We start from the raw sequence: 14389 nt of genomic DNA, 5'->3' as shown, positions 1-14389 counted from the left end.
ATCAGCAGACGCACGAGATGAAGGGCGCGCGTGCGAGGGAGAACTGGCCGGAGATCAGTGTCGTGCCTTGGTAGGAAATGTCGGCAGGACAGAGGGGGGTGCCTCGCGCCAATATCTCGCAATTATTTGCATTGCGGTGCGACCGAAAACGGGGCGCCGAAACGCCCCGTTTCGATTACGCCGTCGATCGCCGTTCAACCGTTGACCAGGGCCAGCAGCTCCTCGGTATAGCGCTTGCCGACCACCTTTTCCGGCGACAGCGCGTCGCCGATGGACGCCACTTCGGCCTGGCTCAGCACAATATCGGCTGCCGCCGTATTCTGCTCCAGATGGCGGATTTTTCGCGCGCCGGGGATCGGGACAATGAAGTCGCCCTGATGCAGCACCCAGGCGAGCGCCAGCTGCGCCGGCGTCACGCCCTTCTCGGCGGCCATCTTTTCCAGCACGGCGACGACCGCCGCATTGGCCGCCATGGCGTCGGCCTGGAAGCGCGGCAACCCGCGGCGCCAGTCGTCGGCGCCGAGAACATCGGGCTTGGCGATCGTGCCGGTGAGCAGGCCGCGGCCGAGCGGGCTATAGGGGACAAAGCCGATGCCGAGCTCGCGACAGACGGCAAACACCTCCTCCTCCGGATCGCGGCTCCACAGCGAATATTCGCTCTGCACCGCGGCGATCGGATGCACCGCATGCGCCCGGCGGATGGTCGCCGCACTCGCCTCCGACAGGCCGAGCGCCCGCACCTTGCCCTCGCGCACCAGCTCGGCCATGGCGCCGACCGTATCCTCGATCGGCACGTTGGGATCGACGCGGTGCTGGTAATAGAGGTCGATGACCTCCGTATCCAGCCGCTTCAACGACGCTTCGGCAACCGCCTTGACGTGTTCCGGGCGGCTGTCGACGCCGGCCATGCGCTCCATGCCGCTGCCTTCTTCCAGGATTTTGAAGCCGAATTTCGTCGCAATCGTCACCTTGTCACGCACCGGCTTCAGCGCCTTGCCAACCAGGATTTCGTTCTCGTAGGGGCCATAGACTTCGGCCGTGTCGAAGAAATTGACGCCGATGTCGACAGCGTGGCGCAGCGTGGCGATCGCGTCCGCCTCCGGCTGGCCACCATAGGCAAAGCTCATCCCCATGCAGCCGAGGCCGACCGGGTAGACGTCAAGTTCATTGCCGAGCTTGCGGGTTTGCATCACGTATCTCCTTGTTGTGATGGTTGTGATGCCGCAGAGATAGCGTCTTGCGCTGCGTTCGATAATCGGCTCTCATTTGCACAGGCTGTTCCAAAAAATAGATCAATGAAGCGAACCCATCTTTCACAGCTCGCTGTACTGGCAACGGTCGCCCAATGCGGCAGTTTTCGCGGCGCGGCCAAGGAGCTGGCAATCGCGCCATCGGCGGTCAGCCACGCGGTTTCCAGCCTCGAAGCGCGCCTCGGCGTGCGCCTTCTGGCGCGCAGCACGCGCAGCGTCGCTCCGACCGAGGAAGGCGCGCAACTGCTCGAACGTCTCAGGCCGGCGCTATCGGAGATCGATCTGGCGCTGGAATCGGCGATCGAGGCGCGCGACCGGCCGGCCGGCAATCTCAGGCTGACCGTGCCGCGCACCGCGGCCCACCTGACGCTGACGCCAAGACTCGGCGCCTTTGCCGCCGCTTATCCGGAGATCGTGCTGGAGATCGTCATCGAGGACCGCTTCACCGATGTGGTCGAGGGCGGCTTCGATGCCGGTGTGCGACTGGGCGAGAGCCTGCAGCGCGACATGATCGCCGTGCGCATCGGGCCGAACCTTCGCGGCGCCGTGGTCGGCGCGCCATCCTACTTCGAGACCAGGCCCAAGCCGCAGCATCCGCGCGATCTTGCCGGTCACCGCTGCATCCGCTTCCGCTTCTCCAGCGGCATTCTCTATCGCTGGGAATTCGAGAAGAACGGCGAGGAGATCGAAATCCCGGTGCAAGGGCCGCTGATCCTCGACGAGGACCATTTGATTGCCAACGCCGCAGTCGACGGCGCCGGGCTCGCCTTCGTGTTCGAGGACTATGTCCGCGACGCGCTCGCCGCTGGCAAGCTTGTTCGCGTGCTGGAGGACTGGTGCCCGCCTTTCGACGGCTTCTTCGTCTATTACCCCAGCCGCCGCCAGATGCGGCCGGCGCTCAGGGCCTTTGTCGATTTCTTCAAGGTCGGCGAGTAAGCCAACCCTCCCCACAAGGGAGAGGTGGAAGAAAGCCGACCTGGCATTCGTTCACCGACCATGTCAGCACTGCCCAAAAACCAGGCCACCGGCTACGGCTGGACGGCGATCATCCTTCACTGGCTGATCGCGGCGCTCTTTATCGGCCAGTTCGTGCTCGGCTTCGTCATGGTGCGACTGTCCAGCCAGCGCACCGCCTTCGAACTGATCCAGCTGCATAAATCCTTCGGCTTCCTGCTGCTTGGGCTGGTCATCCTGCGCATCGCCTGGCGCCTTGGCAGACCGGCCCCGCCGCTGCCGCGCTCGGTCGGCCCGTTCGAGCGCCGCATCGCGCCACTTGTCCATCTTGCGCTTTATGCGTTTCAGCTCGCTCTGCCGCTGTCCGGCTGGGCGCTGGTCTCGGTCTCGGTGCTGGAGATCCCGAGCGTGCCGTTCAATCTGTTTGTTATGCCCAATCTGCCGCTTGGCGAATCGGACGTGGCTGAAAGCTTCTGGGCGGCGACGCACTGGTATCTCGCCTATGCCGGCATCGGACTTGTCGCTTTGCATCTGGCCGCGGCGCTGCGTCATCATTTCTGGCTGAGGGATACCGTGCTGACGCGCATGATCACGGCTTCGTCACATCGCGACACGGAATAGAGCGGGCGGCTCATTCGTTCATGGGGCGAGGACGCAAGAAAGCGTTGCCTCCCAAGAGGACCAGTCCCATGTACGCGCGCATCTTCGGATTTGCGGCAGCCGTCGCTTGTTTTGCCATGCCTGTTTTCGCCGCCGTCGCCCTTGGCGACGCGGCCGGCAGCTACACCATCAGCCCGGGGAGTTCCAGCATCCACTTCTCCATCGCCAAGCTCGGCGGCGGCGGGCTCGACGGTGCCTTTGCCCGCTTCAAGGGCAGTATCCTCATCGACAACAGCGATATCGGCCGGTCCCAGGTCAATTTCACCATCTTCCCCGAAAGCGTCGGTACCGACCAAAGCCGCATCGACGCATTTCTCCGCTCGGACGCGGTTTTCGACGCGGCCAACAATCCGGAGATCCAGTTCCGTTCGACCAGCGTCAAACGCACCGGCGCCACGTCAGCCCTTGTCACCGGCCGGCTGACGGCGCGCGGCAAGACCTTTCAGGAAAAATTCACGGCCGAGCTCCGCGGCCTCAGGGCGGGCACGATAAAATTCCATGTCACCGGCAAGGTGCTGCGGTCGCGCTACGGCATGGATGTCGGCACGCCGATCTATTCCAACGTCGTCGACTTCGACATGACGCTGACCGGCAATCGGGGATAGCTTGACTTCGCGATTGGCAGAGACACGTCTCGCATCGTCAAGCCCGAGGATGACGAAAGCCCGGTTCGAAGGACCAGTCCAAGTGTCCAATTGGCTTTTCTCTTGAATTAGGGCAAACCTCCAGGCCTGCAATCGAGAGGAGAAATCTGATGTTCCGATGGGGTGTTTTGTCGACGGCCAAGATCGGCCGCGAGCAGCTTTTGCCGGCAATCGTCGAGGCGGAGAACGGCGTGCTGTCGGCGATCGCCAGCCGCGATCTGTCGAAAGCCCGGGCACTGGGCGAACGCTTCGGCGCGCGCCACGCTTTCGGCTCCTATGAGGAGCTGCTCGCCTCCAGCGACATCGACGGCGTCTACATTCCGCTGCCGACCTCGCAGCATGTCGAATGGACGGCCAAGGCGATCGAGGCCGGCAAGCATGTTCTGGTCGAAAAGCCGCTGGCGCTCGATGCCAAGGACATTCCGCCGCTGATCAAGCTGCGCGATGCCAAGAAGGTGCTGGTCTGCGAAGCCTTCATGGTCGTCTACCATCCGCAATGGATCAAGGTGCGCGAGCTGATCGCCAACGGCGCCATCGGCCGGCTGCGCCATGTCCAGGGCGCGTTCTCCTATTACAATGTCGACCCCAACAACATGCGCAACAAGCTCGATCTCGGCGGCGGCGCGCTGCCCGACATCGGTGTCTACCCGACGGTGTCGACACGCTTTTCGACGGGCAAGGAGCCGCTGCGCGTCCAGGCGACGATCGAGCGCGACAAGACGTTCGGCACCGACATCTATTCCTCGATCCGCGCCGATTTCGGCGATTTCGAGCTGTCATTCTACCTGTCGACGCAGATGGCGGCACGCCAGGTGATGGTGTTCCACGGCGAGAAGGGATTCATCGAGGTGTTCTCACCGTTCAACGCCGGGCTCTATGACCATCACCGCGTCGAGCTGCACAACCAGAACCACAGCGAGGCGCAGGTATTCCGCTTTCCCGGCACGCAGCAATACCGGCTGGAAGTCGAGGCCTTCGCGCGGGCGGCACAGGGCGGCAAGGACCGCGTTTTCACCCTGGAAGAATCGGTGCTCAACCAGAAGGTCATCGATGCCATCTTCCGCGCCGGCGAGAAGGAAGGCTGGGAGACAGTCTAGGCCGGCCATGATCCCAAAAAATGAGGGACCGGTTTTTGGACGAGATCATGGCCAAATAGATGCCAAACGACGCGGATGTGATCATTGTCGGCGCCGGCCTTGCCGGTCTTGTCGCGGCGGCCGAACTGACTGAGGCCGGCAAGAAGACCATCATCGTCGAGCAGGAGCCGGAGCAGTCGCTTGGCGGCCAGGCGTTCTGGTCGCTCGGCGGCATCTTCCTTGTCGATTCGCCCGAACAGCGGCGCATGCGCATCCGCGATTCGTATGAGCTGGCGCTCGAGGATTGGCTGGGCACTGCAGCCTTCGACCGCACGGAAGATCTCTGGCCGCGCCGCTGGGCCGAGGCCTATCTCGGCTTCGCCGCCGGCGAGAAGCGCTCCTGGCTCATGCAGCGCGGCCTGAAATTCTTTCCGGTGGTCGGCTGGGCCGAACGCGGCGGCGGCAATGCCGTCGGCCACGGCAATTCGGTGCCGCGCTTCCATGTCACCTGGGGCACCGGGCCTGGTGTGCTCGAACCGTTCGTGCAGCGCGTGCGCGAGGCCGAGAAGCGCGGGCTGATCAGCTTCAGGTTCCGTCACCGGGTCAACGAATTGAGCCGGACGGGTGCTGCCGTCGACGGCGTGCGCGGCGACATATTGGCGGCGAGTGATGCCGAGCGCGGCCGCAAGAGCTCGCGCGAGATCACAGCCGATTTCGAGTTGAAGGCGCAGGCCGTCATCGTCGCCTCCGGCGGCATCGGCGCCAATCACCAGCTGGTCCGGGAGAATTGGCCGCAGCGGCTGGGTGCGCCGCCGAAACGCATGATCACCGGCGTTCCCGACCATGTCGACGGCCGCATGCTGGCGATCGCCGAGGCTGCCGGCGGCAGGCTCATCAACCGCGACCGCATGTGGCACTATGTTGAGGGCGTCAGGAACTGGGCACCGATCTGGACCGATCATGCGATCCGCATTCTGCCCGGCCCGTCATCGCTGTGGCTCGATGCGCGCGGCAAACGCCTGCCGGTGCCGCTCTATCCCGGCTTCGACACGTTGGCCACGCTCAGCCACATCATGAGCACCGGATACGACTATTCCTGGTTCATCCTGACCAAAAAGATCATCCAGAAGGAGGTCGCGCTGTCCGGCTCCGAGCAGAACCCCGATCTGACGGGGAAAAGCTGGCGCCAGGTGCTTGGCCGTGCCACCAGCGGCGTGCCCGCGCCGGTCAAGGCGTTCATGGAGAAGGGTGAGGATTTCATCGTCGAGCCCGAACTGCCGGCGCTGGTCGCCCGCATGAACGCACTGGCCGGAGGCGAGCCGCTGCTCGAACTGGCGCAGGTCGAGCGCGAAATCCGCGCCCGCGACCGGCAGCTCGACAATCCGTTCTCCAAGGACATGCAGATCACCGCGCTGCGCGGCGCGCGAGCCTATCTCGGAGACCGGCTGATCCGTACCGCAAGACCGCACAAGCTGCTCGATCCCGCCAATGGCCCGCTGATCGCCGTCAGGCTCGGCATCCTGACCCGCAAGACGCTCGGCGGGCTTGAGACGGACCTCGACAGCCGCGTGCTGGGCGCCGGCGGCCAACCGGTCGAAGGGCTGTACGCGGTGGGCGAGGCCGCCGGTTTCGGCGGCGGCGGCATGCACGGCTATGCAGCGCTCGAAGGCACGTTTCTCGGCGGCTGCATCTTTTCCGGCCGCAGTGCCGGACGAGCGGCGGCGCGAGCGGTGAGGTGAAACAAGGCCCGCCGGCAGTCGTTGCGCCAAGGGTGGCGGGGTCGCACCGATTGGCCAAACCGCCCTCTAAGCGAAGGGCTGCAAATTGACGTCTTGAAGCTTGGAACCGGCAAGCAAAGCCTCGAGCACCTGCTTCTTCAAAAACAGGCACTGCGCACGAGCAAGTTTCACGATGGCCGAAACGTCGCCTGCCTCGCAGGCAAGAACCAGTTCCTTTTGCTGGGCGATGATCAACTGGGTGAAGTCGCGCGACTTGAAGCCCAGGTGGAGAACCCGCGCCGACTGGTCGAGTATCTGGTCCAGTAGATGCGCCAGTCGTAAATTTCCCGAGAGCTCCGCCAGGGCCAGACGAAAAGCACGATCGGCCGCAAGGAAGGCAATGTGGCTGCGTAGCGTCTCCGGCTTCAGCACTTTTTTCGCTGCCAGCCTGATATCCTCCAGCCCGCGCTCGGTCATGTTCGATGCCGCCACCCTGAACACTTCCGGCTCGATCAAGCTGCGGACATCGAAGATCTCGTTGACGTCCCGCAGACTGAGCGTCGCAACGACGTAGCCGCGGCGCGGCTCGCTCCTGACCAGCCCTTCCTGCATCAGGCGGGCCAACGCCGCGCGGATGGTCGCCTTTTTGATCAGGTATCGATCGCCGATCTGTTTCTCGGTCAGCGCTTCGCCGGGGCGCAGCACGCAGGCAATGATGTCGTTCCTCAGCTGCTCATATGCCTGTTCCCTGCGAAGGACGTCGGCGGCTGACAGTGCTGTCGCCTCGACCGTGGCCGGTCTTGCCGGTTCGGCGGTCAACTTCGTCGTTTTCATATTCTGTCCGTCTGGCTGTCCCGTTGACGCTGGCCTCAGCATTCGCTAGCGTGAGCATCTCAGATTGTAAATCTGAGCATTTCAGGGAGGATAAACTGATATGCCTTTGCCCGCCAACTCGCCTCTCTACGCCGTTGCCGACGATATCGTCAATGCCGCGAAGGGGCCAGATCCCCTCGAAGCGGTAAGGACGGTCCTGGGCGACTACACCAACCGTTTTCACGCATCGGGAACACTCGCTCACGAAGAGGACGACGACGAGGTGCTTCTGCATGCGGGCCCGAACCTGACGATCTATCACATCACGCTGTCGCCCGGCCTTCAGTACCCGCCTCATAACCACCTGATGGATGCCTTGATCGGCATCTACAAGGGCAGCGAGACGAACTTCATCTATCCTGTTGCCGGCAGCGAACTCGATGTCCCCGAAAGGCAGGACATCGCAGCGCCTGCCGTGGTGCACATGGCGTCAAATACCGTGCATTCGGTTGCGAATACCGGCAGCGCGCGATCAGGTGCGCTGCATGTCTATCTCGGCGATCTCACACGAACCCACCGGCAGCTGTGGAGCCCGGAAAGCAACCAGGCCGAGCCGTTTGACAATGATCGCTACCTGGCCGGCGCACGGCCCATTCAGCAGTCCGGGCGCGAATGAGCGCAGAGGCGTCGCTGGCGGCGAAATTGGCCGTGATCAGCGAACCCGTCGGAATCGCGTCACACTTGTCACTCTCGCCAATCCGCTATCAGCCCCTATCCTATCTCACGACCCAACACGTCGCGCCGGTGCGGGCGACAAACCAGCAAGGGAGATGCACAATGACGGCACATCAGAATGGCACAGGCGAGCAGGCGACGCGGCTCGCGATGAAGACACCACCGGTCGTTTCGCCTGACGCATGGGAGGCCGCGCGCCAGCAGCTGCTCGTGAAGGAGAAGACCATGACCCGGGCTCGCGACGCACTGGCCGCCGAGCGCCGGCGGATGCCATGGGTGGCGGTGGAGAAGTCCTATATGTTCGAAGGGCCTGACGGAAAGGTGAGCCTGCTCGACCTGTTCGAGGGCCGCCGCCAGCTGGTCGTCTACCGTGCCTTCTTCGAGCCCGGCGTATTTGGCTGGCCCGATCACGCCTGCCGCGGCTGTTCGCTGGGGGCGGATCAGGTCGGCAATCTCGCCCATTTGAACGCGCGCGACACCACGCTTGCCTACGCCTCGCGCGCACCGCAGGCCGACATTGCGCGGCTAAAGGCGCGGATGGACTGGAAGATGCCCTGGTACACCATCACCGACAGCTTCGATGCTGATTTCGGCGTTGACGAGTGGCACGGCCACAACGTGTTCATCCGCGACGGCGATCGCGTGTTCCGCACCTACTTCATCAACAACCGCGGCGACGAGGCGATGGGGACCGTATGGAGCTACCTCGACCTGACGCCGCTCGGCCGCCAGGAGGTTTGGGAGGATTCGCCCGAGGGCTATCCGCAGACGCCGACATACAAGTGGTGGAACTGGCACGACAATTACGGCGCCGAAGCCGTTCCCGACAAAAAGTGGGTCGAAGTGTCGGACGCCGGAGAGGCTGCGTTCCGGAACCGCACTGAATAGAACGTCTCTGGCGTCGCGGAAATGCGGCTAGGACAATTGGAGGAGCGGGATGCACGGTTCATTCGACCGCATCCCGCTCGCTATGTAGGACTACGGACATGAGCGAGATTCATGCAGGCGGATCCACCGGCGATGCGAGCCCGGCCGGCCATAGCGCAGCCGATTGGCTGTCCTTTGCGGCCGCGCCGACCTTCGCAACCATGGCGCTGCTGACGTTTCTCGGCGGAGCGCCGGATATGATGTGCTCGACCGGGCAAGAGGCGTCACCGCTGGGCGGCATGGTCCCGATGTACCTGCTGATGAGCGGCTTTCATTTAGGACCTTGGTTGAAGCAGGTTTCCGGCCGACGACGCCGCCGCAAATAGAGCTGTACCGGCCGACAAAGGCCCGTTCTGGTCGGGAAGACATCCCTCACCAGATCCACTCGCCCCTTCCCAAGACCGCTACCGCATCGACAATCCGGGTAAAGCTCGAGCGGGCGCGGCCGGCCGTGTGCCTGGCGCGCAAATAGCCATGCACCAGTCCCGGCTCCTCGAACCACCAGGCGCGCCCGCCTGCAGCAATGATGCGGTCGCGATAGGCTTCGCCGTCCGACGACAGCGGGTCGCATTCGGCGGTGATCACGACGGTAGGCGGCAGATTGGCAAAGTCGGCGTCGGCGAGCGGCGACAAGGTGAGATCGCCGGTGCGGTCCTCGCCCCCGGTCCTGATGTCCCTGTAGAAAACGAGGTCGCGCACGTTAAGCATCGGCGCTTCCGCGTGGGTGACGTAGGAGCCGGCGGAGCTGTCGCCGCCAAGGCCGGGATAGACCAGAATCTGGCCGATCGGCTTGCGCGCATGGCCGCGCGTCGCGTGGCTGACGGCGGCGGCGAGATTGCCGCCGGCGCTATCGCCGCACAGCAGGATAGGACGCTCGTAGGTGGTCGACGCCCATTCGAAGGCGCTGATGGCATCGTCGAAGGCGGCCGGATGAAGGTGTTCCGGCGCCAGCCGGTAGTCGACCGAAACCACTTCGTAGCCGGTGCGGCTGCAAAGCTCGGCGCATAGGTCGTCATGGCTGTCGAGCCCGCCGAGGATAAAACCGCCGCCATGGAAATAAAGCACCATCGCCGCCGTTTCCGGCGCCGGGGCGCGGTAGACGCGGGTCGGGATGTGCCAGGGTGTGGCAATGGCTGTGGTTTCCGCGGTGACGCCTTGGGGATAGCCGGCAAAGAACTCGCGGCACATCCGGTTATAGATCTCGCGCTGCTCGGCGATGGTGTAGTCGATCGTATCGGGTGGATAATAGGAATTGGTCCGCTCGATGAAGGCCCAGGTCTCGGCGTCGATGAGGGTTTTGTAGTTGGTCATGGGCGCCGAATGGGCCGCCAAGGTTGAGCTTGGACACCCCCCTCTGGCCTGCCGGCCATCTCCCCCGCAAGGGGGGAGATCGGCAGCTTTGGCCTTGCCGCTTGTCCTGCAACGCTGGAAATTGGCGAAATCCGATGCGACATCCGATCTCCCCACTTGCGGGGGAGATGCCCGGCAGGGCAGAGGGGGGTGTGAAGGATCGCCATCATCTCCGCAGCGTCACTTCCCCTTCCACACCGGGTCGCGCTTCTCGGCGAAGGCGCGAAAACCCTCGAGATTGTCCTCCGAGCCGTAGAGTGCGTCAACCGTTGGCAGCTGCCGGCGCGTCACCCGGTTCATCGCGTCCTGGAACGTCAGCGATTCAGCGACCCGAGCCGTCTCCTTGATCGCGGCGAAGACCAGCGGCGGGCCGCTGGCGAGCAGCCGCGCGATCTCCCAGACGTGGTCCTCCAGTCTTTCCTTGGGCAGCACCTCGTTGACCAGGCCCCAGCGATGCGCCTCGGCGACATCCATCCAGCGGCCGGTGAGCAGAAGGTCCATTGCGACATGATAAGGGATGCGCTTCGGCAGCTTGATCGTCGCCGCATCGGCCAGCGTGCCGGCGCGGATTTCGGGCAGCGCGAAGGAGGAGTGGTCCGACGCATAGATGAGGTCGCAGGACAGCGCCAGCTCGAAGCCGCCGCCGACCGCCATGCCGTTGACGCAGGCTATCACCGGCTTGTTGAGGTCGCGCAGTTCCTGCAGCCCGCCGAAGCCGCCGACGCCATAGTCGCCGTCGACCGCGTCGCCGCCGGCCGCGGCCTTCAGGTCCCAGCCGGCGCAGAAGAACTTGTCGCCGGCGGTCTTGACGATGGCGACGCGCAGCTCGGGATCGTCGCGGAACGCCTTGAACGTCTCGCCCATCAGCCGCGACGTCTTCAGGTCGATGGCGTTGGCCTTGGGCCGGTCGAGCGTGACTTCGAGGATCGTGCCCTCGCGGCGGGTGGTGATGATTTCAGCCATTCTTCTTGCCTCCCAGCACCAGCAGCGCATCGGCGATCCAGGCGCCCTTGCCCTCGGCGCAGACGATCAGCGGATTGATGTCGAGTTCCTCGATCTCGCCGGCATTTTGCTGCACGAAGCCGGCAATGCCCGATATCGCCTCTATTGCCGCCGTGACATCGGCCTTCGGCCGGCCGCGATAGCCGTCGAGCAGCGGGAACAGTTTCAGCCCGCGCAAAGCGGCCTCGATGTCGTCACGGGTCGCCGGCAGCATCAGCGTGACGCTGTCGCGCAACAGCTCGACCAGCACGCCACCGGTGCCGAGCGTCATCACCGCGCCGAACATCGGGTCGCGGGTGAAGCCGACCAGCAGCTCGGCGACGCCATCGCGCACCATGCGCTCGACATAAAGGCCGGTGCCGAGCGGGCCGAGATCATGGGCGGCGGTGCTGACGGATTCGGCATCCCTCAAATTGAGCCGGACCGCGTCGAGCTCGGATTTGTGGATGACGCCAAGAGCCTTCAGCGCTACCGGGAAGCCGAGCGCCATCGAGGAGATCACAGCCTCGACCGCGTTGCCGGCGCGCTCGCCCTTCGGCACCGGGAGCCCGGCCTCGATGAGCCGCGCTTTCGCCTCCGCCTCGTCCGGGGTGACATGGTCGCCGGCCGGCGCGCCAGACGCCGAGGTGTCGATCGGCTGCGCCAGCGGCTCGCGCCACGCCCAGCCGATGAAGGCTGCCGCCTGGGCGGCGTCCATGGCCTCGGAAATGCCGAACAGCGGCACCATGCCCCGCGCCATCAGCCCTGCAGTGTATTCCTCGGGCAGGTTCTCCGGCAGCGAGGAGACGATCGCGCCTTGCGCGCTGTTGGTCTTCAGCGCCGCTTCGAAGGCGCGCAGCGTCGCCCACCAGTCGGTGTCGGAGCAGCGGTCGGGGCGCGGAAAGTCGAGCACCAGCATGTTGAGGTCGAAGCCGCCAGACACCATGGCGGTGAAGGTGGCGGTCATCGCCGGCTCGTTGTTCCAGATGAAGGTATGGTAGTCGAGCGGGTTGGCCACCGCGACCAGCGGGCCGAGCGTCGATTTGACCTGAATGCGATGCTCGGCGGTGAGAGGCGGAAAGGTCACCCAGCGGCCTTCGGCGCTGTCGGCCATGACGGACGCCTCGCCGCCCGAACAGCTCATCGACGACAGCCGGTAGCCGGGCAGGGGACCGGTGACGTGCAGCAGCTTCAGCGCCTCGATGAAGGCCGGGATCGAATCGATGCGGGCGATGCCGAGCCGCTTCAGGAACGCGCCGGACGCTGCGTCCGAGCCGGCCAGCGACGCGGTATGCGAGACGGTCGCCTGCCGCGCCTGCTCGGAGCGGCCGACCTTCATGGCGATAACAGGCTTCTTCAGCTCTCGTGCCCGTGCCGCCAGCCTTTCGAAGCCGGCTACCGAGTCGAAGGCCTCGATATGCAGGCCGAGCGCGGTGACGCGGTCGTCCTCGATCAGGCCGAGCGCCATTTCGGAAAGCCCGGTCTGCGCCTGGTTGCCGGCGGTCATCAGAAAGGCGATCGGCAGGCCGCGCTTCTGCATCGTCATGTTGATGGCGATGTTCGACGACTGGGTGATGATGGCAACGCCGCGACCGCCTTCAGGCAGCCTGATGCCGCCATGCTGGTCGGGCCACAAAAGCGCGCCGTCGGCGTAATTGATCAGCCCATAGCAGTTCGGCCCGATGATCGGCATGGGACCCGCCGCCGCGACCAGCTCGGCCTGCAGCCGCTCGCCGTCCTCGTCATAGGCCTCGGTTTCGAGGAAGCCGGCGGCGAAGCAGACCGCACCGCCGGCGCCGCGCTCGGCCAGCGCCTTGACCACTTCGATGGTCAAGTGCCGGTTGACGCCGATGAAAGCGGCATCCGGCGCACCGGGCAATTCGGCCACCGAGCGATACGCCTTGCGGCCGGCGACCTCGTCCTTGCTCGGATGCACGGGCCAGATCTCGCCGGCAAAGCCCATCTTGATCGACTGCGCGACGACGGCAGCAGCCTGCACGCCACCGAAGACTGCGATCGTTCGTGGGCGCAAAAGCCGCTCAAGTTTGTGCATCGTCATCTTTTCGTTTGAGCATGATCTTTTCCAAAAACCGGATTCCACTTTTTGGGATCATGCTCTAGCCCCCGAACGGGCGCAGCAGCGCCCGCGAGATGATGTGGCGCTGGATTTCCGAGGTGCCTTCCCAGATGCGCTCGACGCGGGCGTCGCGCCAGATGCGTTCCAGCGGCAGATCGTCCATCAGCCCCATGCCGCCATGGATCTGGATCGCCTCGTCGGCGACGAAGGCGAGCATCTCGGTGGCCTTCAGCTTGGCCATGGCCATGTCCTGGTCGGTAACGGTGCCCTGATCGTACTTCCAGCCGGCTTCGAACACCATCAGGTCGGCGGCCTTCAGCTCGGTCGCCATGTCGGCGAGCTTGAACGACACGCCCTGGAACTTGCCGATCGGCTGGCCGAATTGCTGGCGCTGCGCGGCGTATTCGATGGCGTGGCCAAGCGCCCGTTCGGCGCGGCCGAGGCAGGTGGCGCCGACCTGCAGGCGCGTCGCGCCAAGCCATGAATTGGCGACGTCGAAGCCCTTGTGCACCTCGCCCAGAACCTGAGTGGCCGGCAGACGGCAATCGTCGAATTCGAGGATGGCATTGGTGTAGCCGCGATGCGAGACGTTGCGGTAGCCGTCGCGCACGGTAAAGCCCTTGGTGCCCTTGTCGACGAAGAAGGCGGTGATCTTCTTACGCTTGCCGCGCGCAGAATCCTCTTCACCCGAGGCCATGAAGACGATGGCGAAATCGGCGAGGTCGGCGTGGCTTATGAAATGCTTGGTGCCGTTCAGCACCCAGTCGTCGCCGTCCTGCACGGCGGTTGCCTTCATGCCGCGCAAATCGGAGCCGGCGCCCGGCTCGGTCATTGCCAGGCAATCCCATTTTTCGCCGCGAATGCACGGGAACAGATACTTCTCGCGCTGCTCCGGCGTGCCGGCAAGGAGGATGTTGGAAGGCCGCGCCACGCAGGTCCAGTGCAGCGCGTAATTGGCGCGGCCGAGCTCCTTTTCATAGAGCAGCCAGGTCACCGTATCGAGCCCGGCGCCGCCGACATCGGCCGGCATGTTGGCGGCATAGAGACCAGCTTCGATCGCCTTGGCCTTGATCTCCTCGATCAGCTCACGGCGCAGCACGCCGGTGCGCTCCACTTCGCGCTCATGCGGGTAAAGCTCGTTCTCGACGAAGGCCCGCGTCGTCTCGACGATGAGCTTCTGTTCCTCCGAAAGACCAAAATCCAT

14 protein-coding genes are annotated in these 14389 nt (G+C 64.5%); 8 read left to right on the top strand and 6 right to left on the bottom strand.

From position 1 onward, the window contains the following. Window positions 1-194 precede the first annotated feature (194 nt). The gene (locus NKJ93_RS25840) at window positions 195-1190 is read right to left on the bottom strand and encodes an aldo/keto reductase (protein ID WP_023718302.1); all 996 of its coding nucleotides are present in this window, start codon (window positions 1188-1190) and stop codon (window positions 195-197) included. 105 nt (window positions 1191-1295) lie between these two features. Here NKJ93_RS25840 and NKJ93_RS25835 point away from each other — a divergent pair, with 105 nt between their 5' ends. The 5 genes from NKJ93_RS25835 to NKJ93_RS25815 all read left to right on the top strand — a co-directional run bounded on the left by NKJ93_RS25835 (window position 1296) and on the right by NKJ93_RS25815 (window position 6323). After that, a complete protein-coding gene (locus NKJ93_RS25835; protein ID WP_352591867.1) occupies window positions 1296-2186 on the top strand; it encodes a LysR family transcriptional regulator in 891 nt (296 codons plus the stop codon). A gap of 60 nt (window positions 2187-2246) precedes the next feature. Beyond that, window positions 2247-2825 carry a cytochrome b gene (locus NKJ93_RS25830; protein ID WP_352591864.1) on the top strand — a complete coding sequence of 193 codons (579 nt, stop codon included), beginning with the start codon at window positions 2247-2249 and terminating at the stop codon, window positions 2823-2825. 68 nt (window positions 2826-2893) lie between these two features. Continuing rightward, on the top strand, window positions 2894-3469 hold the full coding sequence (locus NKJ93_RS25825) for a YceI family protein (protein WP_352591861.1): 576 nt from the start codon (window positions 2894-2896) through the stop codon (window positions 3467-3469). Window positions 3470-3618: 149 nt separating this feature from the next. After that, window positions 3619-4605, top strand: coding sequence for a Gfo/Idh/MocA family protein (locus NKJ93_RS25820; protein WP_023718306.1), 987 nt, complete (start codon window positions 3619-3621; stop codon window positions 4603-4605). Window positions 4606-4664: 59 nt separating this feature from the next. Continuing rightward, window positions 4665-6323, top strand: coding sequence for an FAD-binding dehydrogenase (locus NKJ93_RS25815; protein ID WP_352591858.1), 1659 nt, complete (start codon window positions 4665-4667; stop codon window positions 6321-6323). A gap of 66 nt (window positions 6324-6389) precedes the next feature. Here NKJ93_RS25815 and NKJ93_RS25810 read toward each other — a convergent pair whose 3' ends face one another. Then, entirely contained in the window at window positions 6390-7136 is a 747-nt protein-coding gene (locus NKJ93_RS25810) for a GntR family transcriptional regulator (RefSeq protein ID WP_352591855.1), read from the bottom strand. Window positions 7137-7236: 100 nt separating this feature from the next. On the opposite strand from NKJ93_RS25810, the gene NKJ93_RS25805 reads away from it, so the two are divergent. The 3 genes from NKJ93_RS25805 to NKJ93_RS25795 all read left to right on the top strand — a co-directional run bounded on the left by NKJ93_RS25805 (window position 7237) and on the right by NKJ93_RS25795 (window position 9103). Next, window positions 7237-7791, top strand: coding sequence for an autotransporter (locus tag NKJ93_RS25805; RefSeq protein ID WP_352591852.1), 555 nt, complete (start codon window positions 7237-7239; stop codon window positions 7789-7791). A gap of 161 nt (window positions 7792-7952) precedes the next feature. Continuing rightward, complete coding sequence (locus NKJ93_RS25800) at window positions 7953-8738, top strand: DUF899 domain-containing protein (RefSeq protein ID WP_352591849.1); 786 nt, start codon at window positions 7953-7955, stop codon at window positions 8736-8738. Window positions 8739-8836: 98 nt separating this feature from the next. Next, window positions 8837-9103 carry a hypothetical protein gene (locus tag NKJ93_RS25795; protein WP_352591846.1) on the top strand — a complete coding sequence of 89 codons (267 nt, stop codon included), beginning with the start codon at window positions 8837-8839 and terminating at the stop codon, window positions 9101-9103. Between the two features lie 46 nt (window positions 9104-9149). Here the strand turns inward: NKJ93_RS25795 and NKJ93_RS25790 are convergent, their stop codons facing one another. The 4 genes from NKJ93_RS25790 to NKJ93_RS25775 all read right to left on the bottom strand — a co-directional run bounded on the left by NKJ93_RS25790 (window position 9150) and on the right by NKJ93_RS25775 (window position 14389). Further along, on the bottom strand, window positions 9150-10088 hold the full coding sequence (locus NKJ93_RS25790) for an alpha/beta hydrolase (RefSeq protein ID WP_352591843.1): 939 nt from the start codon (window positions 10086-10088) through the stop codon (window positions 9150-9152). Window positions 10089-10307: 219 nt separating this feature from the next. Next, window positions 10308-11090, bottom strand: a complete 783-nt coding sequence (locus NKJ93_RS25785) for a carnitinyl-CoA dehydratase (protein WP_352484699.1) — start codon at window positions 11088-11090, stop codon at window positions 10308-10310. After that, a complete protein-coding gene (locus tag NKJ93_RS25780) occupies window positions 11083-13161 on the bottom strand; it encodes an acetate--CoA ligase family protein (RefSeq protein ID WP_352484700.1) in 2079 nt (692 codons plus the stop codon). Before NKJ93_RS25780 ends, NKJ93_RS25785 begins: the two co-directional genes overlap by 8 nt. A gap of 64 nt (window positions 13162-13225) precedes the next feature. Continuing rightward, complete coding sequence (locus NKJ93_RS25775) at window positions 13226-14389, bottom strand: acyl-CoA dehydrogenase family protein (RefSeq protein WP_352484702.1); 1164 nt, start codon at window positions 14387-14389, stop codon at window positions 13226-13228.

The sequence above is a fragment of the Mesorhizobium sp. M0028 genome, assembly GCF_040323855.1.
Taxonomy (GTDB): Bacteria; Pseudomonadota; Alphaproteobacteria; order Rhizobiales; family Rhizobiaceae; genus Mesorhizobium.
Note: the sequence above shows the minus strand (reverse complement) of the source record. Positions and strands in the feature narration are given on the sequence as shown.